Origin of the sequence: Cupriavidus sp. SZY C1 (assembly GCF_032190535.1) — a bacterium.
GTDB classification, from domain to species: domain Bacteria; phylum Pseudomonadota; class Gammaproteobacteria; order Burkholderiales; family Burkholderiaceae; genus Cupriavidus; species Cupriavidus pauculus_C.
Genome location: NZ_JAUANU010000001.1, coordinates 696,392 through 718,017 on the forward strand (window position 1 = coordinate 696,392; position 21,626 = coordinate 718,017).

Here is a 21,626-nt window from a genome sequence, read left to right on the forward strand (position 1 = left end):
CACTCCCGCGCGCGGGAGAGGGGAGAAAACCGCGCGGGGCTACACGCCTCGTCAATCCCGCTGCCGCCGCACCCTCACCCGCATCACACCGCGCAGTGCATTGCCGATGGCTACCGACTCGGCGCGCAGCACCATGTCCCGTGTCACCGGCGCCTCTTTCACCGGGCCGTCGATTGCCGCATCTCCTTCCTCGATCACCACGGCCCGCATCACGCCGGGCAGGATATCGGCCGACAGCGGCGGGGTCAGCCATTGCCCGTCGACCTTGACGAACACCGACGAGCGCCCGCCTTCCAGCAGTTCGCCGCGTGTGTTGAAGAACAGGCGGTCGAATGCGCCGCCCTGCTCGGCGGCCTGCCAGCCCTGGTCGAAGGTGGCGCGGGCGCTGTGCTTGTGGCGCCGCAGCGGATCTGCCACCGGCAGCGGCGTGTCTCCCAGTTCGACGACCACCTCGCCCGCCGGCAGCGGGGCCAGCGCGCCGCTGGCGAACGTGACCGCGCCCTGCTTGTCGATTGCCATCCGCAGGCGCCAGTCGCCATCGCCAAGCCGGCCGGCTTCGGCCTGCAGCGCCGCGCGCACGGCGGGCAGGTCGATGGCGAAGCCGAACGCGTGGCACGAGCCCGCGATGCGGGCCAGGTGCCGCTCGCGGTGCCGGACCACCCCATCCCGCGCGTGCATGGTCTCGAACAGCGTGAAGCCCGGATCGTGGGCCGTCAGGAAGCGCGCCTTCCAGCCGCACTCGGCGTATTCGTCGTCGGCCACGCTGTCGTGGACGATGCCGCCGCCCACGCCCATTTCGCCGCGCCGCAGGCCATCGTCGGCCACCGGCCCCAGCACCAGCGTGCGGATGGCGACGGACAGCCCGAACGCGCCCAGCGTCTGCGCATCGCGCGGGGCGTCGAGCCAGCCGATGGCGCCGGTGTAGAGCCCGCGCGGCGACGGCTCCAGTTCGGCGATGATCTGCATGGTCCGCCGCTTGGGCGCGCCGGTGATCGACCCGCACGGAAACAGCGCCTGCATGGTCGCCCCGAACGACGTGGCCGGCCGCGCGGTGGCGGTGACCGTCGACGTCATCTGCAGCACCCGCCCGAACGGTTCGACGACGAAGCGCGCCGGCACCTGGACGCTGCCCGGCACGGCCAGCCGCCCGAGGTCGTTGCGGAGCAGGTCGACGATCATCACGTTCTCGGCCCGGTTCTTCGGATCGGCGGCCAGCACCCTTGCCGACCGGGCGTCGGCGTCGGCATCGCCGGTGCGCGGGGCCGTGCCCTTCATCGGCCGAGCCACCAGATGCCCGTCGCCATCGTGCGCGACGAACAGTTCCGGCGACAGCGACAGCACCCAGCCATCGCCGGGCAGCCGGGCCAGCGCGCCGAACGGCACCGGCTGGGCCGCGCGCAGCGCCGCGTAGAACGCCACCGGGTCGCCGAACGCCTGGAAGCGCAGCCGCTGCGTGAAGTTGACCTGGTAGGTGTCGCCGGCCGCGATATAGGCGTGGATGCGCGCGATGGCGTCGGCGTACTGCTGGCGCGACAGGTTGCCGGCCACGCCGAGCACGCCGGCCGGGCCGGGCTGGCGGCGGGCGTCCAGCCAGGCCGCCACCGCGCCGGCGTCGAGCCGCGCCAGCGATCGGAACCACATCAGCCGCAGCGCGCCATCGTGCAATGGCAGCGCCGTGTCGACGTGCACCGGCGCGTCGACCAGATGGCCGCCGTACTCGTAGGGCGCGAACAGCGCGGCGTGCAGGCCGGCCTGCCAGCCCTGCGCCAGCAGCGCGTCCAGCGTGGCGGGGCCGGTGCCGGCCGGCAGCACGTCCTGGCGCGCGAAGCCGGTGTACAGGCGCGACGCGGCCACGCCGGGCGCGTGGGCGTCATCGAGAAGGACGAAAGGATCGGAAAAGTCGGACAAGGCGCGGGCGTGGTGGGTTGAGCGGCGGCGTGCGGGCCATCCTGCACCAACCATACATAAAAAAACCGGCCACGTTGCGCACGTAGCCGGTTTCAGTTTCCAGCCGCCGCCGGATCAGCTGAAGAAGCTCTTCACCTTGTCCAGCCAGGATTGCTCCTGCGGGCTGTGGCGCGAGCCGCCTTCGTGAACCGAGCGGTCGAACTGGCGCAGCAGTTCCTTCTGGGCGTCGGTCAGCTTGACCGGCGTCTCAACGAGCACATGGACGTAGAGGTCGCCAGGATAGCCCGAGCGCACGCCCTTGATGCCCTTGCCGCGCAGCCGGAACGTCTTGCCGGCCTGCGTGCCCTCGGGCACCGGGAAGCTGGCCTTGCCGCCCAGCGTCGGCACTTCCAGCTCGCCGCCCAGCGCCGCCGTGGCGAACGAGATCGGCATCTGGCAGTGCAGGTCGTCGCCGTCGCGCTCGAACACCTCGTGCGGCTTGATGTGCACTTCGACGTAGAGATCGCCCGGCGGCCCGCCGTTGATGCCCGGCTCGCCGTTGCCCGACGAGCGGATGCGCATGCCTTCGTCGATCCCGGCCGGGATCTTGACCTCCAGCGTCTTCTGCGACTTCAGCTTGCCCTGCCCGTGGCACTTGGTGCACGGCTTGGGGATGAACTTGCCGCTGCCGTGGCACTTCGGGCAGGTCTGCTGCATCGTGAAGAAGCCCTGCGACACGCGCACCTGGCCGATGCCGTTGCAGGTCGGGCAGGTTTCCACCGACGACCCCGGCTCGGCCCCCTTGCCGTGGCAGTGGTCGCAGTCGTCCCAGTGCGGCACGCGGATCTGCGCCTCGTGGCCGTGCGCGGCCTGCTCCAGCGAGATTTCCATGCTGTAGCGCAGGTCGGCGCCGCGATACGCCTGCGGGCCGTTGCCCCGGCGGCCACCGGCGGCCGCCTGGCCGAAGATGTCGCCAAAGATGTCGCCAAATGCCTCGGCAAAGCCGCCGCCGCCAAACCCGCCGGCACCGAATCCGCCGGCCATGTTCGGGTCCACGCCGGCGTGGCCATACTGGTCGTAGGCCGCCTTCTTCTCGGGGTCGGAAAGCATCTCGTAGGCTTCCTTGACCTCCTTGAATTTTTCCTCGGCTTCCTTGTTGTCCGGATTGCGGTCCGGATGGAATTTCATCGCGAGCTTGCGATAAGCCTTCTTGATCTCGTCGTCGCTCGCGTTCTTGCCTACCCCGAGCACTTCGTAGTAGTCACGTTTTGCCATGGTGGCTCATACCTGATTGGCCCGGCGGGTCTGGAAAACCCCGCCGCGCGATAAGCAAAAAAGCCGAGCGCGGTGTCCGACCGTGGTTTGCACCGCAAGTCAGACCACCGTCGCCCGGCGTGGGGGGCGGGCGGCGGCGCCGGCATCACCTGGCGCCGCCGCCCCCGTCCCGCTTACTTCTTGTCGTTCACTTCCTTGAATTCGGCATCCACGACGTTGTCGTCCTGCGGCTGGGCCTGCTGCTGCGCGCCCGCGCCACCGGCCGGGCCCGCGGCGCCGGCTTCGCCAGCCTTGGCCTGCATCTCGGCGTAGACCTTCTCGCCCAGCTTCTGGCTGGCTTCGGACAGCGCCGCCACCTTGGCGTCGATCTCGGCCTTGTCGCCGCCGCGTGCGGCGTCTTCCAGTTCCTTGATCGCCGTTTCGATCTTTTCCTTCTCGCCGGCCTCCAGCTTGTCGCCATGCTCGGTCACGGCCTTGCGGGTCGAGTGGATCAGCGCGTCGGCCTGGTTGCGGGCGTCAGCCAGCTCGCGGGCCCTCTTGTCTTCCTCGGCGTTGGCCTCGGCGTCCTTGACCATGCGCTGGATCTCGTCTTCCGACAGGCCCGAGTTCGCCTTGATCGTGATGCGGTTTTCCTTGCCGGTGGCCTTGTCCTTGGCGCCCACATGCAGGATGCCGTTCGCGTCGATGTCGAACGAGACCTCGATCTGCGGCGTGCCGCGCGGCGACGGCGGAATGCCTTCCAGGTTGAACTCGCCCAGCAGCTTGTTGCCGCTGGCCATCTCGCGCTCGCCCTGGAACACCTTGATCGTCACGGCCGGCTGGTTGTCGTCGGCGGTGGAGAACACCTGGGCATGCTTGGTCGGGATGGTCGTGTTCTTGCTGATCATCTTGGTCATCACGCCGCCCAGCGTCTCGATGCCCAGCGACAGCGGCGTCACGTCCAGCAGCAGCACGTCGGTACGGTCGCCCGACAGCACCGAGCCCTGGATGGCGGCACCCACGGCCACGGCCTCGTCCGGGTTCACGTCCTTGCGGGCTTCCTTGCCGAAGAACTCGCGCACCTGCTCCTGCACCTTGGGCATGCGGGTCATGCCGCCCACCAGGATCACGTCGTCGATGTCGCTGACCTTGACGCCGGCGTCCTTGATCGCGGTGCGGCACGGGTCGATCGTGCGCGAGATCAGGTCTTCCACCAGCGCTTCGAGCTTGGCGCGCGTGATCTTCAGGTTCAGGTGCTTCGGGCCCGAGGCGTCGGCGGTGATGTACGGCAGGTTGATCTCGGTCTGCTGCGAGCTCGACAGCTCGATCTTGGCCTTCTCGGCCGCTTCCTTCAGGCGCTGCAGGGCCAGCACGTCCTTCGACAGGTCGACGCCCTGTTCCTTCTTGAACTCGCCGATGATGTAGTCGATGATCCGCTGGTCGAAGTCCTCGCCGCCCAGGAACGTGTCGCCGTTGGTCGACAGCACCTCGAACTGCTTCTCGCCGTCCACGTCGGCGATCTCGATGATCGAGATGTCGAACGTGCCGCCGCCCAGGTCATAGACGGCGATCTTGCGGTCGCCCTTCTCGTTCTTGTCCATGCCGAACGCCAGCGCGGCCGCGGTCGGCTCGTTGATGATGCGCTTGACGTCCAGGCCGGCGATGCGGCCGGCGTCCTTGGTGGCCTGGCGCTGGGAATCGTTGAAGTACGCCGGCACCGTGATCACGGCCTCGGTCACCGGCTCGCCCAGGTAGTCCTCGGCGGTCTTCTTCATCTTGCGCAGCACTTCGGCGGACACCTGCGGCGGGGCCAGCTTCTGGTCGCGCACACCCACCCATGCGTCGCCGTTGTCGGCCTTGACGATGGCGTACGGCATCAGGCCGATGTCCTTCTGGACTTCCTTTTCCTCGAACTTGCGGCCGATCAGGCGCTTCACGGCGTACAGCGTGTTGCGCGGGTTCGTGACGGCCTGGCGCTTGGCGGGCGCGCCCACCAGGATCTCGCCGTCTTCCATGTAGGCGATGATCGACGGCGTCGTGCGGGCGCCTTCCGAGTTCTCGATGACCTTCGGCGTGTTGCCTTCCAGCACCGACACGCAGCTATTGGTGGTACCGAGGTCGATACCGATGATCTTACCCATAGTGTTCTCTCCTTATTCGCCCTGTCTCTCATCAGGGGCTTGCATACTCGACTGAGGGCGAAATGTGGCCGTCCCGGGCCATTTCAAGGGCGAAATCGGCAATGCCGAGTAAATTTCTCGATTTTTTGGCCGTCTGCGCCCGCCCCCGGACAAAAGTTACGTATAAATTACTTTTCGGGATGCCGGGTGCGCTGCCACAGCACGTCGCTGCCGCCGCCGGCGCGGTTCAGCACGCGGGCCAGCACGAACAGCAGGTCCGAGAGCCGGTTCAGGTACTGGCGCGGCGACTCGTTGAGCGCTTCGGCGGCGCCCAGCTCCACCAGCGAGCGCTCGGCGCGGCGCGCCACGGTGCGGCAGACGTGGGCCTGTGCGGCGGCGCGGCTGCCGCCGGGCAGGATGAATTCGGCCAGCCGCGGCAAGCTGGCGTTGTAGTGGTCCAGCCAGGCGTCGAGCTGGGCCACCTGGGGCGGCTGGAGCAGCGTGTAGCCGGGGATCGACAGCTCGCCGCCCAGGTCGAACAGGTCGTGCTGGATATGGAGCAGCGCGTCGCGCACGTCGTCGGGCAGGCCCGGCTCGGTCAGCAGCAGGCCGAGATGGGAATTCAGCTCGTCGACGTCGCCGATGGCGGCGATGCGCAGGCTGTTCTTGCCCACGCGGCTGCCGTCGCCCAGGCCGGTGGTGCCGGCGTCGCCGGTGCGCGTGGCAATCTTGGACAGGCGGTTGCCCATGCCGGTCTCCTTGGTCAATGAGGGTATGTCCGGGGCCGAGCGGCCCGGTCAAGCGGCGCAATTATGGCCTGCTTCCGGCCCGGGCTGGCCGTTTATCGGCCCGGTGACGGCAAAAGCCCACCGATCCGGGGGCGCGCGCGGCGTAGGCCGGTCGTAGAATAGCGGCATTCGACTGCATACAGCGCCATACGGCCCGCCCGGAGACCCGCATGAACCACCCAACACCTGCCGCCGCCCTGGCGCGCCGTCCGTTCCCGTCCGCGCTGGCCGACGCCCTGTCGGCCCGCTTTGCCGAGCGGTTCTCTACCTCGGCCGGCGTGCGCGACCATCACGGCCGCGACGAGTCGCCGTTCCCGCCCGCGCTGCCTGACGCCGTGGTCTTTGCCCACACCACCGAGGAAGTGGCCGACGTGGCGCGGCTGTGCAACGCCCACGGCGTGCCGCTGATTCCCTACGGCGCCGGGTCGTCGCTGGAAGGCCACCTGCTGGCCGTGGCCGGCGGCGTCAGCCTGGACCTGTCCCAGATGAACCGCGTGCTGGCCGTGCACCCCGAGGACCTGACCGTCACGGTCCAGCCCGGCGTGACGCGCAAGCAGCTCAACCAGGAAATCAAGGACACCGGGCTGTTCTTCCCGATCGACCCGGGCGCCGATGCGTCGCTGGGCGGCATGTGCGCCACCCGGGCATCGGGCACCAACGCCGTGCGCTACGGCACCATGCGCGAGAACGTGCTGGCGCTGACCGTGGTGACGGCCGACGGCCGCGTGATCCGCACCGGCACCCAGGCGCGCAAGTCGTCGGCCGGCTACGACCTGACGCGCCTGTTCATCGGCAGCGAGGGCACGCTGGGCATCATCACCGAGGTCACCGTGCGCCTGTACCCGCAGCCGGAGGCCATTTCGGCGGCCGTCTGCGCGTTCCCGAGCATGGGCGACGCCGTGCGCGCGACCATCCAGACCATCCAGCTTGGCGTGCCGGTGGCCCGCGTGGAGTTTGTCGATGCGCTGGCCATCCGCGCGATCAACCGGCACGACAACCTGACGCTGCCCGAAACCCCGCACCTGTTCTTCGAATTCCACGGCACCGAGGCCGGCGTGCGCGAGCAGGCCGAGACCGTGCAGGAAATCGTCGCCGAGCACGGCGGCCAGGGCTTCGAATGGGCCACCCGCCCCGAAGACCGCTCGCGGCTCTGGAACGCGCGCCACACGGCCTACTTCGCCATGCTGCAGCTCAAGCCGGGCTGCCGCGCGGTGACCACCGACGTCTGCGTGCCGATCTCGCGCCTGGCCGACTGCGTGACCGAGACCGAGCGCGACCTGAACGCGTCGTCGCTGCCCTGCCCCATCGTCGGCCACGTCGGCGACGGCAATTTCCACGTGGCGATCCTGGTGGACACGGCCCGGCCCGAGGAAATGGCCGAGGCCGAGGCGATCAACCGCCGCATCGTCGAACGGGCGCTATCGATGGGCGGCACCTGCACCGGCGAGCACGGCGTGGGGCTGCACAAGATGGGCTTCCTCGTGCAGGAGCATGGCGAGGACGCGCTGGACCTGATGCGGGCGATCAAGGACGCGCTCGATCCGAACCACATCCTGAACCCGGGCAAGATCTTCAGCGCCACGCGCTGAGCCACGGCCATGGCATCGGTTTTCCAACGTGTGCCGCCGTTGCACCTGCTGATCGCGTTCGAATCGGCGGCGCGGCTGGGCAGCTTTGCCCGCGCGGCCGAGGAGCTGTCGGTCACGCCCAGCGCGGTGTCGCACCGGATCAAGAACCTTGAGGAGCTGTGGGGCGAGGACCTGTTCGTGCGTTCCAACGCCGCGCTGCGGCTGACCGCCGCCGGCACGCGCTACCAGCGCAACGTGCAGGACGCGCTGAAGTCGCTCAACGAACTGGCCCGGCCCGAGTACAACAAGCTGCGCACGCGGCTGCGGGTGGCCATCCCGCCCACGTTCGGCCGCCAGCACCTGGTGCCGCGCCTGCCCGAATTCAGCGCGCTGTACCCGCATATCGACCTGGAGCTGCACCTGGCGGTGCCGTTCCTGGACGTCAAGGCCGAGGACACCGACATCGAGATCCGCTACGGCACGGGCCGCTACCCGGACCTGAAGACCACGCGGCTGCTGGTGGAGCAGGTGTTTCCGGCCTGCGGGCGGGAATACTACGAACGGGTGAATGGCTTCGCGGTGACCAAGCCCGAGGACCTGCACAACCTGACGCTGCTGCGCAGCCCGCTGGAGCCATGGCGGCCGTGGTTCGAGACCGCCGGGCTGGACTGGCCCGAGCCGCAGACCGGCGCCCAGTTCAACGACATCGGGCTGATGCTGGAAGCCATCGTCTCGAACCAGGGCGTGGGGCTGGTGCGGCAGCGCATGGCGCGGCAGTGGCTGGCGGCGGGCCAGATGGTCAAGCTGCTGGATATCGAGTCGGTGTCGCCGCACGGCTACTACATCGTGGAGCGCGAACAGGCGCCGCTGATGCCCGAGGCGCGCTACTTCATCGACTGGCTGCTCGGGCTGGACTGGTAGCGTCCGAGCCACTACGCTGGAATCGTCCCCCGGCCCGCGGCGGCCGGCATGAACCATTTTGATCGGGTTGCCATGCCGAATTCACGTGCGCCGGGGCCCGCCTGGCGAGGGGCCTGCGCTATAGTCTGCCGTCCCGGCCGTGCACTGGCGCTTCGCGTGTCGATCCCGTGCGCGGCGCCCGGTCCGTCACAGGAGTTGCTGCCATGAACGCCCCGCAAGACGCCCACCCCGTCGCGGAAGTATCCGCCGAGTCGCGCCGCGCCACGCTGCTGGCCCGGCTTGCGGCCATCCTGCCCGCGTCCGCCGTGCTGTGGAAGGCCGAGGACACCATTCCCTACGAATGCGATGGCCTGGCCGCCTACCGCCAGGTGCCCGACGCCGTGGTGCTGCCCGACACCGAGGACCAGGTCTGCGCCGTGCTGCGGCTGTGCCACGAACTGGGCGTGCCGGTGGTGCCGCGCGGGTCGGGCACGAGCCTGTCTGGCGGCGCCATGCCGATTGCCGGCGGGCTGGTGCTGTCGCTGGCCAAGTTCAAGCGCATCGTGTCGGTCGATCCGTACGCGCGCACGGCCGTGGTCCAGCCCGGCGTGCGCAACCTGGCAATCTCCGAGGCCGCCGCGCCGCACAATCTCTATTACGCGCCCGATCCGTCGTCGCAGATCGCCTGCTCCATCGGCGGCAACGTGGCCGAGAACTCGGGCGGCGTCCACTGCCTGAAGTACGGCCTGACCGTCCACAACGTGCTGCGCGTGCGTGCCGTGACGATGGAGGGCGACGTCGTGGTGTTCGGCTCGGAGGCGCCGGATTCGCCGGGGCTGGACCTGCTGGCCACCGTGATCGGCTCCGAGGGCATGCTGGCCGTGGTCACCGAGGTCACCGTGCGGCTGGTGCCCAAGCCCCAGCTTGCGCAGGTCATCATGGCCAGCTTCGACGATGTGGAAAAAGGCGGCAACGCCGTGGCCGACGTGATCGCGGCCGGCATCATCCCGGCGGGCCTGGAGATGATGGACCGCCCCGCCACGGCCGCCGTGGAGGAATTCGTCAAGGCCGGCTACGACCTGGACGCGGCCGCCATCCTGCTCTGCGAGTCCGACGGCACGCCCGAGGAAGTGGCCGAGGAGATCGGCCGGATGAGCGAGGTGCTGCGCGCGTCGGGCGCCACGCGGATCACCGTGTCGCAGAACGAGGCCGAGCGGCTGCGCTTCTGGAGCGGCCGCAAGAACGCGTTCCCGGCGGCGGGCCGGATCTCGCCCGACTACTACTGCATGGACGGCACCATCCCGCGCAAGCACATCGGCACGCTGCTCAAGCGCATCGAGCAGATGGAGCACAAGTACGGCTTGCGATGCATCAACGTGTTCCACGCCGGCGATGGCAACATGCATCCCCTGATCCTGTTCGATGGCGGCGACGTGGACGAGTGGCACCGCGCCGAGCTGTTCGGCTCCGACATCCTTGAGACCTGCGTGGAGCTGGGCGGCACCGTGACCGGCGAGCACGGCGTGGGGGTGGAAAAGCTGAACTCGATGTGCGTGCAGTTCTCGCGCGAGGAATGCGAGGCGTTTTTCGGCGTGAAGGCGGCCTTCGACCCTGCGCGGCTGCTCAACCCGGACAAGGCCATCCCCACGCTCGCGCGCTGCGCCGAATACGGCAAGATGCACGTCAGGCGCGGCCTGCTGCCGCACCCGGACCTGCCGCGCTTCTGACCGGCGCGTGGCAACGGGATCGGCGCGCCGCCTTTTCCGAAACCCGACCGTCCGATATGCCGAACCGCAACCTCAACGCCCTGAACCGCCAACGCCTGGGCCAGCCCGAATCCGGCTGGCGCCAGCGCTGGTACACGATCATCTTCGAAGCCGACACGCGCCAGGGGCGCCTGTTCGACGAAGTGCTGCTGGTGGCCATCGTCGCCAGCGTGCTGGTGGTGATGCTGGACAGCACGCCGTCCATCCACGCGCGCTTCGGCACGCTGTTCACGGTGCTGGAATGGATGTTCACGTTGCTGTTCACGGCCGAGTACTGCATGCGGCTGGCCGTGGTACGGCGCCCGCTGCGCTACGCGCTGAGCTTCTACGGCATCATCGACTTCATCTCGATCATGCCCACCTGGGCGTCGTTCTTCGTGCCGGAGCTGGCGTTCCTGATCGACGTGCGGCTGCTGCGGCTGCTGCGCGTGTTCCGGATCCTGAAGCTGACCGTCTACTTCGAGGAAGCCGAGATCCTGGCCCGGGCGCTGTCCAACAGCCGCCGCAAGATCTTCGTGTTCCTGGGCACCGTGTTCATCATCACCGTGATCCTGGGCACCGTGATGTACGTGGTGGAAGGCCCCGAGAACGGCTTCACGAGCATTCCGCTCAGCATGTACTGGGCCATCGTGACGCTGACCACCACGGGCTTTGGCGACATCGTGCCGCGCACGCCCGTGGGCCAGTTCATCACGTCGCTGACGATCCTGCTGGGCTACGGGATCATCGCCTTCCCGACCGGCATCGTCGGCGCCGAGCTGGCCGCCAGCATCATCAAGCGGCCGCTGACCACGCGCAGCTGCGAGCACTGCCTGACCGAGGGACACGAGCCCGGCGCCCGCTTCTGCAAGCACTGCGGCACCGAGCTGCCCGAGTACCAGTCCGACTCGAAGCTCGAAGGCGCGATCGACAACGCACCGGGCGCCCGGCCGCCCGACCAGTGACGCCCCGCCCCCCATTCCGACAACGATAACCACGTCCCCATGCAAGCCACTCTCGACGCCTTCCGCGATGCGATCCGCCAGGCCCGCGACAGCCGCACGCCGCTGCGCCTGCGCGGCGGCGGCAGCAAGGATTTCTATGGCCAGGCCCTGTCCGGCACGGTGCTGGACACGCGTGCCTACCGCGGCATCGTCGACTACGATCCGGCCGAACTGGTGATCACGGCGCGCTGCGGCACGCCGCTGGCCGAGATCGAGGACACGCTGGCCGGTCATCGGCAGATGCTGGCCTTCGAGCCGCCGCACTTTGCCGCGCCGGGCCAGGGCAGCAGCGCCACGCTGGGCGGCGCGGTGGCGGCGGGGCTGTCCGGGCCGCGCCGCCAGGCAGTGGGCGCGCTGCGCGATTTCGTGCTCGGCGCCCAGTTGATGGACGGCCAGGGCGAGATCCTGAACTTCGGCGGGCAGGTGATGAAGAACGTGGCCGGCTACGACGTGTCGCGGCTGCTGGCCGGGTCGCTGGGCACGCTGGGGCTGATCACGGAGGTGTCGCTGAAGGTGCTGCCGGTGCCGTTCGACGACGCCACGCTGCGCTTTGGCATGGCGCAGGCGGAAGCCATCGACCAGCTCAACAAGTGGGGCGGCAAGCCGCTGCCGATTGCGGCGTCGGCGTGGCATGACGGGGTGCTGCACGTGCGGCTGTCCGGCGCCACGGCGGCCGTGCGCGCCGCGCGCGAGAGCCTGGGCGGCGAGACGGTGGATGCCAGCCATGGCGCCCAGCTCTGGGCGGCGCTGCGCGAGCAGACCCACCCGTTCTTCACGCCGGCGCGCGAGGCCGGCCACGCGCTGTGGCGCATTGCCGTGCCGACGGTGACGCCGCCGCTGGACCTGCCCGGCGGCACGCTGGTGGAATGGGGCGGCGGCCAGCGCTGGTGGCTGGCGCCGGACGCCAGTGCGGCATCGGCCGACCACGTGCGCGCCATCGCCCAGGCCGCCGGCGGCCACGCCACGCTGTTCCGCAACGGCGACAAGGCCGTGGGGGTCTTCACGCCGCTGGCCGCGCCGCTGGCCGCCATCCACAAGCGGCTCAAGGCCAGCTTCGACCCGGCGGGCATTTTCAACCCGCAGCGCCTCTACCCCGGCCTCTGATCGCGCCCCGCGCCAACATCACGATCCCCCACCATGCAAACCACCCTGGCCGAATTCCTGCGCAACACCCCCGAGGGCGAAGAGGCGAAGTCCATCGTCGGCAAATGCGTGCACTGCGGCTTCTGCACGGCCACCTGCCCCACGTACCAGTTGCTGGGCGACGAGCTGGACGGCCCGCGCGGGCGCATCTACCTGATGAAACAGGTGCTGGAAGGCAACCCGGTGACCGAAAGCACGCGCGTGCACCTGGACCGCTGCCTGACCTGCCGCAACTGCGAATCCACCTGCCCGTCGGGCGTGACGTACGGGCGGCTGGTCGACATCGGCCGGCAACTCGTTGACGACCGGCTGGCCGAACAAGGCGTGCAGCGCCCGGCGGGCCAGCGCATTGCCCGCTGGCTGCTGCGCGAGGGGCTGACGCGGCCGGCGCTGTTTGGCCCGGCGCTGAAGCTCGGCCAGGTGGTGCGCCCGCTGCTGCCGCAGGCGCTGCGCAACAAGGTGCCGGCCCATCCCACCCCGCCCGGCACGTGGCCGCGCACCGAGCATCCGCGCAAGATGTTGTTGCTCGACGGTTGTGTGCAGCCCGCCATGTCGCCCAACATCAATGCCGCCACGGCCCGGGTGCTCGACAAGCTGGGCGTGCAACTGGTGGTGGCGCCCCAGGCCGGCTGCTGTGGCGCCATCCGCTTCCACACGAGCGACCATGCCGGCGGGCTGGACAACATGCGCGCCAACATCGACGCATGGTGGCCGCATATCGAGGCCGGCGCGGAGGCCATCGTCATGACCGCGTCCGGCTGCGGCGCGATGGTCAAGGATTACGGCCACCTGCTGCGCAACGACCCGCGCTACGCGGAGAAGGCGGCCCGGGTGTCGGCACTGACGCGCGACCTGTCCGAACTGCTGCCCGACTTTGCCGACGACCTGCACCGGCTGGCCGGCGCCGTGCCGCGCGACGGCCGCCGCGTGGCGTGGCATCCGCCCTGCACGCTCCAGCACGGCCAGCAGATCCGCGGCAAGGTGGAGGCGCTGCTGACCCGCCTGGGCGTGGACGTGCGGCTCTGCGCCGACAGCCACCTGTGCTGCGGATCGGCGGGCACCTACTCCGTGCTGCAGCCGGAGCTGTCGTACCGGCTGCGCGACGACAAGCTCGACAAGCTCCAGGCCACGTCGCCCGATTCCATCGTCACGGCCAACATCGGCTGCATCACGCACCTGCAGAGCGGCACGGAAACGCCGGTGATGCACTGGGTGGAACTGGTGGACCGGATGATGGCCGGCGTGGCGGTGGGGTGAAGTAGTCCCGATGTTGTCTCCCCTCTCCCTCATTGTGGGAGAGGGGAGCTAATCCGGGGCTGCCGACACCCTTGCACGCGGCTTGTACGGGAGTACCATGTCGGCACTTCGGTTCCCAAGCTGCCCCCATGCTTCAGACTTTCGCGATCCTGCTGGTCTTCCAGACCGTGGGCGAGGTGATCAGCTACGCGCTGCGCCTGCCCGTGCCCGGTCCGGTGATCGGCATGCTGCTCCTGTTTGGCTGGCTCGTCTTCGACAACCGGCTGCTGCCCGTGATCCAGGGGTCGGCCAGCGAGCTGCTCAAGCACCTGTCGCTGCTGTTCGTGCCGGCCGGGGTGGGCATCATGGTCCATGCCAACCGCATTGGCAGCGAGTGGATGCCGATCGTCATCGCACTGGTGCTCTCCACGTGGATCGCCATCGCCGTCACGGCGCTGGTCACGCGGGCGCTGATGCGCAAGCCGCCCCGGGAAGCGCCGGCCGACGCGGGAGCGCAGCCATGATGTCGCCGCGTCTCAATGAAATCTGGGTGTACCTGGCCGCCAGCCCGCTGATCGGGCTTACGGCCACGCTGATCGCCTACGTGTTCGCGTTCCGCATCTACGAGCGGGCGAAGTTCTCGCCGCTGGCCAATCCGGTCATGATCTCGGTGGCCATCCTCGTCACCGTGCTGACCGTTACGGGCACGCCGTACAAGACCTATTTCGACGGCGCCCAGTTCGTCCACTTCCTGCTCGGGCCGGCTACCGTGGCGCTAGCGGTGCCGCTGTACACCCAGCTACCGAAGCTGCGCAGCAACGTGCTGCCGCTGTTGGTGGGGCTGCTGGCGGGGTCGGTGGCGGCGGTGGTGTCGGCGGTCGGCATCGCCTACCTGCTGGGCGCGTCGCCGGAGGTGGTGCGCTCGCTGGCGCCGAAGTCGGTGACGATCCCGATCGCGATGGGCGTGTCCGAGAAGATCGGCGGGCTGCCGTCGCTGACGGCCGTGCTGGTGATGGCCACCGGCATCATCGGCGCGGTCAGCGCCACCGGGCTGCTGAATCTGCTGCGCGTGCGCGACTACACGGTGCGCGGCTTTGCCACCGGGGTGGCGGCGCACGGCATCGGCACGGCGCGGGCGTTCCAGGTCAGCCAGGAGGCCGGCGCGTTCTCGGCGCTGGGCATGGGCCTGAACGGCGTGCTGACCGCCATCCTGGTACCGGTGATGGCCGCCTGGATGCCGCGCTGAGGCCCCTGACAGGCTCCTGACAGCACGCTGTCAGGAGGCGCCGCGCATCATCCGGTCTCCCCAACGACGATGAGGAGCGCCACCATGGCCCAACCATCCAATGCCCTGGTCAACTGGCTCGAAATTCCGGTGACCGACATGCAGCGCGCGATCCAGTTCTACGAGGCGGTGTTCGAGCATCCGCTGCGCCGGGAGACCCTTGGCGACGAGGAGCTTGCGGTGTTCACCCACGTCGATGGCGGCGCGCTGGTGCGCGGCGACCAGTACCGCTCCAGCGCGTTCTACGGGCCGGTGCCGTACCTGAACGCGCCGCAGCTGGACGACATGCTGGCCCGCGTGGCCTACGCCGGCGGCCGGACCGTGCGCGGGCCGGTGCAGCTACCCGACAACATGGGCCGCTACGCCCACATCACCGACAGCGAAGGCAACCGGATCGGCCTGCACGAGCCGGCCACGATGCCGCAAGCGCAGCCGGCCGAGACCGCCGCCGCCTACTGACCCGCCATCCGCCATGAGCCGACGCGCCGACCGCCTCTTCCAGATCGTGCAGGTCCTGCGAGGCCGCCGCCTGACCACGGCGGCGCTGCTGGCCCAGCGGCTGGGCGTGTCCGAGCGGACGGTCTATCGCGATATCCAGGCGCTGTCGCTGTCCGGCGTGCCCGTCGAGGGCGAGGCTGGCATCGGCTATCGGCTGCGGCCCGACTACGACGTGCCGCCGCTGATGTTCACGTCGCTGGAGGTAGAGGCGATGGTGGCCGGCCTGCGCCTGCTCAAGGCGTGGGGCGGCGGCGCGCTGGCCGCCGCGGCCGAGCCGTCGCTGGAAAAGCTGATGGGCGCGCTGCCGCCGCAGCGCCGGCTGGCCGCCCAGCAGAGCCGGATCTTCGCGCCCGAGTACGTGAACCAGCCGGCCGTGCGCGACGCGTTCGACATCGTCCACACGGCCATCGGCGCGCAGCGGCTGCTGCAGATCGATTACCGCGACGCGCAGCAGCGCGACACCGTGCGCGTGGTGCAGCCGCTGGGGCTGTTCTTCTGGGGCAATGTCTGGCTCGTGGCGGCGTGGTGCACGGCGCGCGAGGACTACCGCAGCTTCCGGCTCGACCGCTGCCGCCAGCTCACCATGCTGGCCGAGCACTTCCAGGAAACGTCCGACCGCTCGCTCAACGGCTTCCTGCGGGCGGTCAGCAACGATTGCCACGGCTGACCGTGGCGGTGGCGGCGATACAGGGCTGAGGCGCTCAGGCGCCCGGGTCGCTCAGCAGCGTCTCGATGTCGGCGCGGACTTCGTCGGGCTTGGTCGTCGGCGCGTAGCGCTTGAAGATCGTGCCGTCGCGGCGCAGCAGGAACTTGGTGAAATTCCACTTGATCGCCTGGGTCCCCAGCAGGCCCGGCTTCTCGGACGTCAGCCACTTGTAGAGCGGGTGGGCGTCGGCGCCGTTCACGTCGATCTTGGCGAACATCGGAAACGTGACGTGGAAGCGCGACTCGCAGAACGCGCCGATCTGCTCGGCATCGCCGGGCTCCTGCTTGCCGAACTGGTTGCACGGAAAGCCCAGCACGTCGAAACCGCGCGTCTGGTAGGCGTCCTGCAGCGCCTGCAGCCCCGCGTACTGCGGCGTGAACCCGCACTCGCTCGCCGTGTTGACGATCAGCAGCACCTTGCCGCGGAAGTCGGCCAGCGGCACCGGCTGGCCCGCCAGCGAGCTGGCTTCGAACTGGTAGACGTTTTGCATCGTCGGTCTCCTGGTGGGGATGGGCGCAAGGATACCGCGCCCGGCTCCCGGCGCGTCAGATCACGTTCAGGTGCTCGGTACCGGCGCCCAGGTCCGCGTCGCGGTGGCGCGTGCTGTGCAGCTTGATCATCAGGCGCAGGTCGTTCAGCGAGTCGGCGTTCTTGAGCGCGTCCTCGTACGTGATCTTGTCGGCCTCGTACAGCTCGAACAGCGCCTGGTCGAACGAGATCATGCCCTGCTCGCGCGATTTCTTGATGACTTCCTTGAGCTCGTGGATCTCGCCCTTGAAGATCAGGTCCGCCACCAGCGGCGTGCCGATCATGATCTCCACGGCCGGCACGCGGCCCTTGCGGCCGGCGCGCGGCAGCAGCCGCTGCGAGATCATCGCCTTCAGGTTCAGCGACAGGTCGATCAGCAACTGCTGGCGCTTTTCCTCGGGGAAGAAGTTGACGATCCGGTCGATGGCCTGGTTGGCGTTGTTCGCGTGCAGCGTGGCCAGGCACAGGTGGCCCGTCTCGGCGTACTGCATCGCGTACTCCATGGTCTCGCGGTCGCGGATTTCGCCGATCAGGATCACGTCGGGCGCCTGGCGCAGCGTGTTCTTGAGCGCGATGTGCCACGACTCGGTGTCGATGCCCACCTCGCGCTGCGTGACGATGCAGTTCTGGTGCGCGTGAACGTACTCGATCGGGTCCTCGATCGTGATGATGTGGCCGTACGAGTGCGCGTTGCGGTGGTCCAGCATCGCCGCCAGCGACGTCGACTTGCCCGACCCCGTGGCGCCGGTGACGATCACCAGGCCGCGCTTGGACATGACGATGTCATGCAGCGACGGCGGCAGGTCCAGGTCCTCCACCGACGGGATGCGCGTGTTGATCGTCCGCACCACCATGCCGGCCCGGCCCTGCTGGATGAACGCCGATACGCGGAACCGCCCGGCGTTGGGCGCCGTGATGGCGAAGTTGCACTCGCGCGTGTCGTCGAACTCCTTCACCTGGCGCTCGTTCATGATCGATCGCACCAGCCCAAGGGCCTGCGTCGGGTTCAGCGGCTGCTGCGACACCGGCGTGATCTTGCCGTCCACCTTGATCGCGGGCGGGAATTCCGACGTGATGAACAGGTCCGAGCCGCGGTTGTTCACCATCAGCTCCAGCAGGTCGTTGATGTACTTCGATGCGCTTTCGCGGTCTAGCATGCTGGCTCCTTATCCCATGAAGGCGTCAGGATTCTTGGCAATCGCCCGCGCGTCGTTGTAGTTGATCATGCCGCGCTTGATCAGGTCGCTCAGGCACTGGTCCAGCGTCTGCATGCCCAGGCCGCTGGACGTCTGCATCATCGAGTACATCTGGGCGATCTTGTTCTCGCGGATCAGGTGCCGGATGGCCGGCGTGGCGATCATGATCTCGTGCGCGGCGGTCCGGCCGTTGCCGTCGCGCGTCTTGAGCAGCGTCTGCGAGATGACCGCTTCCAGCGATTCGGACAGCATCGTGCGGACCATGTCCTTTTCCTCGGGCGGAAACACGTCCACGACCCGGTCGATGGTCTTGGCCGCCGAGCTGGTGTGCAGCGTGGCAAAGACAAGGTGGCCCGTTTCCGCGGCGGTCAGCGCCAGGCGGATGGTTTCCAGGTCGCGCAGTTCGCCCACCAGGATCACGTCCGGATCCTCGCGCAGCGCCGAGCGCAGCGCGTTGGCGAACGAGTGCGTGTGCGGCCCGAGCTCGCGCTGGTTGATCAGGCTTTTCTTGGAGTTGTGGACGAATTCGATCGGGTCCTCCACCGTGAGGATGTGGCCCATGTCGTTGTCGTTGCGGTGGTCCACCATCGCCGCCAGCGTGGTCGACTTGCCCGAGCCCGTGGGCCCGGTCACCAGCACCAGCCCGCGCGGCTTCATGCACAGGTCGGCAAACACGGCCGGCGCGTGCAGGTCGTCGAGCGTCAGTACCTTGGAGGGAATCGTCCGGAACACGGCCGCGGCGCCGCGCTGGGTGTTGTAGGCGTTGACCCGGAAGCGGGACAGCCCGGCGATCTCGAAAGAGAAATCTACCTCCAGCCGCTCTTCGTAGGATTTGCGCTGCACGTCGCTCATGATGTCGTACACCATGGCGTGGACGTCCTTGTGCGTCATGGCCGCGACGTTGATGCGGCGCATGTCCCCGTGAATACGCACCATCGGCGGCATGTCTGCCGAGAGGTGAAGATCGGAAGCCTTGTTCTTGACCGCGAAGGCCAGAAGCTGTGCGATGTCCATCTATAATGACCCCACCCTGAACAGGCCCTGGCGGTACACCGTTTGCCGGGCCTTTACCGGTTTATTGTTGTACTTCTGTTTGTACTTCTTGGAATTATTCCGCTGGATTATGTCTGTAATCGCCGCCAACTTGCAAGCCGTGAACCATGACATCGCGGCGGCCGCACAACAAGCCGGCAGGGCGCCCTCCGACGTCATGCTGCTGGCGGTTTCCAAGACTGTTTCGGCGGCCCGGGTGCGCGAGGCGGTGGCGGCCGGGCAGCGGGCATTTGGCGAGAATTACGTCCAGGAAGGGGTGGAAAAGATTGCCGCGCTGGACGACCTGCGCGGCCAGCTCCAGTGGCATTTCATCGGCCCCCTGCAGAGCAACAAGACGCGCCCGGTGGCCGAGCAGTTCGACTGGGTGCATGCGATCGACCGGCTGCGGATTGCCGAGCGGCTGTCGGCCCAGCGGCCGGCCGGGCTGCCGCCGCTGCAGGTCTGCATCCAGGTCAATATCAGCGACGAGGACACCAAGAGCGGCGTGGCGCCGGCCGAGGTGCCCGCACTGGCGCAGGCTATCGCCCAACTGCCGAACCTGCGCCTGCGCGGGCTGATGGCCATCCCGGCGCCGGCGTCGGACCCCACCGCCCAGCGCCAGCCGTTTGCCGCGCTGCGCGGGCTGCTTGACCAACTGCGCCAATCCGGGCTAAACGTGGACACGCTGTCGATGGGCATGTCCGCCGACATGGACGCGGCCATTGCCGAAGGCGCCACGCTGGTGCGCATCGGCACCGCCATCTTCGGCGCGCGGCAGTAGCACGCCGCCAGCCCCCCCGACACCGCACCACGCACCACGCCGGTCGACACGCTTCGCACCGGCCTACCAGGAAACTTCATGCTCGATTCCCTTACCTTCGGCTTCCTTGGCGGCGGCAACATGGCCGCCGCCCTGATCGGCGGCCTGGTGGCCCGTGGCGTGCCCGCCGGCGCGATCCGCGTGGTCGACCCGTCCGCCGACGTGCGCCAGCGCCTGGCCCAGACCGGCGTGCAGGCCATGGCGGCGCCCGACGCCACCTTTGGCGCCAGCGAGGTGATCGTGCTGGCCGTCAAGCCGCAGCATTTCCGCGACGCCATCGCGCCGCTGATGCCGCTGCTGGCCGACAACCTCGTCATCAGCGTGGCGGCCGGCATCCGGCTGCAGGACATGGCCCGCTGGCTCGGCCGCAGCCGGCTGGTGCGCGCCATGCCCAACACCCCGGCGCTGGCCGGCATGGGCATGACCGGGCTGGCCGCCGCGCCGGGCCTGGCCGAGCGCGACCGGGCCATCGCCACGGCGGTGGCCGAGGCCGTGGGCCAGTGCGTCTGGGTCGATGGCGACGACCAGATCGACGCCGTCACGGCCATCTCCGGCAGCGGCCCGGCCTACGTGTTCTATTTCGTCGAAGCGATGGAGCGCGCGGCGCGGGAGCTGGGGCTGTCGGCCGAGCAGGGCCGCAAGCTGGCCGTCGAGACATTCCGCGGCGCCGCCGCGCTGGCCGCCGAATCGCCCGAGCCGGTGTCACTGCTGCGCGAGCGCGTGACCTCGAAAGGCGGCACCACCTACGCCGCCCTGACCGCCATGGACGCCGGCGGCATCGCCGAAGCCTTCGTCAAGGCCATGCACGCGGCCGCGGCGCGGGGCAAGGAAATGGGCGCGGAGTTCGGGAAGGATTGAAGGTTGGGGGCGTAGTCTGAAGCCCGCAGGTTTGCTCCCCTCTCCCGCCTGCGGGATAGGGGAGCAAACAAACGCGACCCTGCCCTACTTCACCAGATACGCCGCCAGCGTGCCCCCAAACACGCACGCGCCGAGCCAGTTGTTGTGGCGGAATGCGGCGAAGCATTGCATGCGGTCGCGGTTGCGGATCAGCGTGTAGTGGTAGCCGGCCATCGCGGCTGCCGCGGCCAGGCCGGCGTAGTAGGGCCAGCCCAGGTCCAGCAGCGCGCCCGCCCAGGCCATCAGCCCCAGGAATGCCGCGTAGCAGATCATGATCGCGGCCACGTCGAAACGGCCGAACGTGATGGCCGACGTCTTCATGCCCAGCAGCAGGTCGTCGTCGCGGTCGACCATCGCGTAGGCGGTGTCGTACGCCACGGCCCAGAACACGTTGGCCAGCAGCATCAGCCACGCCACGAACGGCACCTGCGCCTGGATGGCGGCAAACGCCATCGGGATGCCAAACCCGAACGCGATGCCCAGGTACGCCTGCGGAATCGCAAAGAAGCGCTTGAAGAACGGATACGTGCCGGCCAGCACCGCCGCCACCACGGCCAGCCACTTGGTCAGCCCGTTCAGCGGCAGGATCAGCGCGAACGCCACCAGTGCCAGCACGGCCGCCACGGCCAGCGCCTCCCAACTGGCGATCAGCCCGGCGGTCAGCGGCCGCTCGCGGGTGCGCTTGACGTGGCGGTCGAAGTCGCGGTCCGCCCAGTCGTTGATGGCGCAGCCGGCCGAGCGCATCAGGAACGTGCCGGCAAAGAAAATGCAGAAGATTTGCCACGTCGGCGGGCCTTCCGCGGCCATCCACAGCGCCCAGAGCGTGGGCCACAGCAGCAGCAGCGTGCCGATCGGCTTGTCGATGCGCACCAGCCGCGCGTAGAGCGCGAGGCGGCCAGGATGGTGGGGAGCGGCGGACGGATGGGACATGGCGGAGGCGGACTTCAGGAATTACCAAGCAAAAACGCGCCTCGGCACGGGTCCGAGGCGCGTTGTACCGGTTCAACCGGTGACGGGCA

General features: G+C 68.8%; 20 protein-coding genes. 12 read left to right on the forward strand and 8 right to left on the reverse strand.

The genetic code is table 11. The annotated features are described in order from the left end of the window. Positions 1–51: 51 nt before the first annotated feature. The 4 genes from pabB to QTN24_RS03295 form a co-directional block, all read right to left on the reverse strand. Positions 52–1,962, reverse strand: a complete 1,911-nt coding sequence (gene pabB, locus QTN24_RS03280) for an aminodeoxychorismate synthase component I (RefSeq protein ID WP_409558968.1) — start codon at positions 1,960–1,962, stop codon at positions 52–54. Between the two features lie 60 nt (positions 1,963–2,022). Then, complete coding sequence (gene dnaJ / locus QTN24_RS03285) at positions 2,023–3,162, reverse strand: molecular chaperone DnaJ (protein WP_124683332.1); 1,140 nt, start codon at positions 3,160–3,162, stop codon at positions 2,023–2,025. A 173-nt stretch (positions 3,163–3,335) separates the two neighbouring features. Then, positions 3,336–5,282 carry a molecular chaperone DnaK gene (gene dnaK, locus QTN24_RS03290; protein ID WP_313835289.1) on the reverse strand — a complete coding sequence of 649 codons (1,947 nt, stop codon included), beginning with the start codon at positions 5,280–5,282 and terminating at the stop codon, positions 3,336–3,338. Between the two features lie 167 nt (positions 5,283–5,449). Further along, the gene (locus QTN24_RS03295; protein WP_313835393.1) at positions 5,450–6,010 is read right to left on the reverse strand and encodes a cob(I)yrinic acid a,c-diamide adenosyltransferase; all 561 of its coding nucleotides are present in this window, start codon (positions 6,008–6,010) and stop codon (positions 5,450–5,452) included. A gap of 209 nt (positions 6,011–6,219) precedes the next feature. Here QTN24_RS03295 and QTN24_RS03300 point away from each other — a divergent pair, with 209 nt between their 5' ends. The 10 genes from QTN24_RS03300 to QTN24_RS03345 all read left to right on the forward strand — a co-directional run bounded on the left by QTN24_RS03300 (position 6,220) and on the right by QTN24_RS03345 (position 16,095). Next, entirely contained in the window at positions 6,220–7,638 is a 1,419-nt protein-coding gene (locus QTN24_RS03300) for an FAD-linked oxidase C-terminal domain-containing protein (RefSeq protein WP_313835290.1), read from the forward strand. Between the two features lie 9 nt (positions 7,639–7,647). Continuing rightward, the gene (locus QTN24_RS03305) at positions 7,648–8,538 is read left to right on the forward strand and encodes a LysR substrate-binding domain-containing protein (RefSeq protein WP_124683329.1); all 891 of its coding nucleotides are present in this window, start codon (positions 7,648–7,650) and stop codon (positions 8,536–8,538) included. A 203-nt stretch (positions 8,539–8,741) separates the two neighbouring features. Further along, positions 8,742–10,244: an FAD-linked oxidase C-terminal domain-containing protein gene (locus tag QTN24_RS03310; RefSeq protein WP_313835291.1), complete on the forward strand. Its 1,503-nt coding sequence runs from the start codon at positions 8,742–8,744 to the stop codon at positions 10,242–10,244. A 56-nt stretch (positions 10,245–10,300) separates the two neighbouring features. Next, positions 10,301–11,227, forward strand: a complete 927-nt coding sequence (locus tag QTN24_RS03315) for an ion transporter (RefSeq protein ID WP_124683327.1) — start codon at positions 10,301–10,303, stop codon at positions 11,225–11,227. A gap of 39 nt (positions 11,228–11,266) precedes the next feature. Beyond that, entirely contained in the window at positions 11,267–12,370 is a 1,104-nt protein-coding gene (gene glcE, locus QTN24_RS03320) for a glycolate oxidase subunit GlcE (protein WP_313835292.1), read from the forward strand. A gap of 33 nt (positions 12,371–12,403) precedes the next feature. Further along, positions 12,404–13,666, forward strand: a complete 1,263-nt coding sequence (gene glcF / locus QTN24_RS03325) for a glycolate oxidase subunit GlcF (protein ID WP_313835293.1) — start codon at positions 12,404–12,406, stop codon at positions 13,664–13,666. Between the two features lie 128 nt (positions 13,667–13,794). Then, positions 13,795–14,169: a CidA/LrgA family protein gene (locus QTN24_RS03330; protein ID WP_124683324.1), complete on the forward strand. Its 375-nt coding sequence runs from the start codon at positions 13,795–13,797 to the stop codon at positions 14,167–14,169. Next, a complete protein-coding gene (locus QTN24_RS03335; RefSeq protein WP_124683323.1) occupies positions 14,166–14,891 on the forward strand; it encodes an LrgB family protein in 726 nt (241 codons plus the stop codon). Before QTN24_RS03330 ends, QTN24_RS03335 begins: the two co-directional genes overlap by 4 nt. A gap of 84 nt (positions 14,892–14,975) precedes the next feature. Further along, the gene (locus QTN24_RS03340; RefSeq protein ID WP_124683322.1) at positions 14,976–15,389 is read left to right on the forward strand and encodes a VOC family protein; all 414 of its coding nucleotides are present in this window, start codon (positions 14,976–14,978) and stop codon (positions 15,387–15,389) included. Positions 15,390–15,402: 13 nt separating this feature from the next. Then, the gene (locus tag QTN24_RS03345; RefSeq protein ID WP_313835294.1) at positions 15,403–16,095 is read left to right on the forward strand and encodes a YafY family protein; all 693 of its coding nucleotides are present in this window, start codon (positions 15,403–15,405) and stop codon (positions 16,093–16,095) included. A gap of 34 nt (positions 16,096–16,129) precedes the next feature. On the opposite strand, the gene QTN24_RS03350 is transcribed toward QTN24_RS03345, so the two are convergent. Genes QTN24_RS03350 through QTN24_RS03360 form a run of 3 tightly spaced genes read right to left on the reverse strand, consistent with a single transcriptional unit; the run spans position 16,130 to position 18,872 of the window. Beyond that, entirely contained in the window at positions 16,130–16,624 is a 495-nt protein-coding gene (locus tag QTN24_RS03350; protein WP_313835295.1) for a glutathione peroxidase, read from the reverse strand. Between the two features lie 55 nt (positions 16,625–16,679). Beyond that, complete coding sequence (locus QTN24_RS03355) at positions 16,680–17,819, reverse strand: PilT/PilU family type 4a pilus ATPase (protein ID WP_124683319.1); 1,140 nt, start codon at positions 17,817–17,819, stop codon at positions 16,680–16,682. Positions 17,820–17,828: 9 nt separating this feature from the next. Further along, the gene (locus QTN24_RS03360; RefSeq protein ID WP_124683318.1) at positions 17,829–18,872 is read right to left on the reverse strand and encodes a type IV pilus twitching motility protein PilT; all 1,044 of its coding nucleotides are present in this window, start codon (positions 18,870–18,872) and stop codon (positions 17,829–17,831) included. 109 nt (positions 18,873–18,981) lie between these two features. On the opposite strand from QTN24_RS03360, the gene QTN24_RS03365 reads away from it, so the two are divergent. Beyond that, entirely contained in the window at positions 18,982–19,671 is a 690-nt protein-coding gene (locus QTN24_RS03365; RefSeq protein ID WP_313835296.1) for a YggS family pyridoxal phosphate-dependent enzyme, read from the forward strand. Between the two features lie 78 nt (positions 19,672–19,749). Next, complete coding sequence (gene proC, locus QTN24_RS03370; RefSeq protein WP_313835297.1) at positions 19,750–20,568, forward strand: pyrroline-5-carboxylate reductase; 819 nt, start codon at positions 19,750–19,752, stop codon at positions 20,566–20,568. Positions 20,569–20,652: 84 nt separating this feature from the next. Here proC and ubiA read toward each other — a convergent pair whose 3' ends face one another. Beyond that, positions 20,653–21,537, reverse strand: coding sequence for a 4-hydroxybenzoate octaprenyltransferase (gene ubiA, locus QTN24_RS03375; protein WP_124683315.1), 885 nt, complete (start codon positions 21,535–21,537; stop codon positions 20,653–20,655). Positions 21,538–21,626 lie beyond the last annotated feature (89 nt).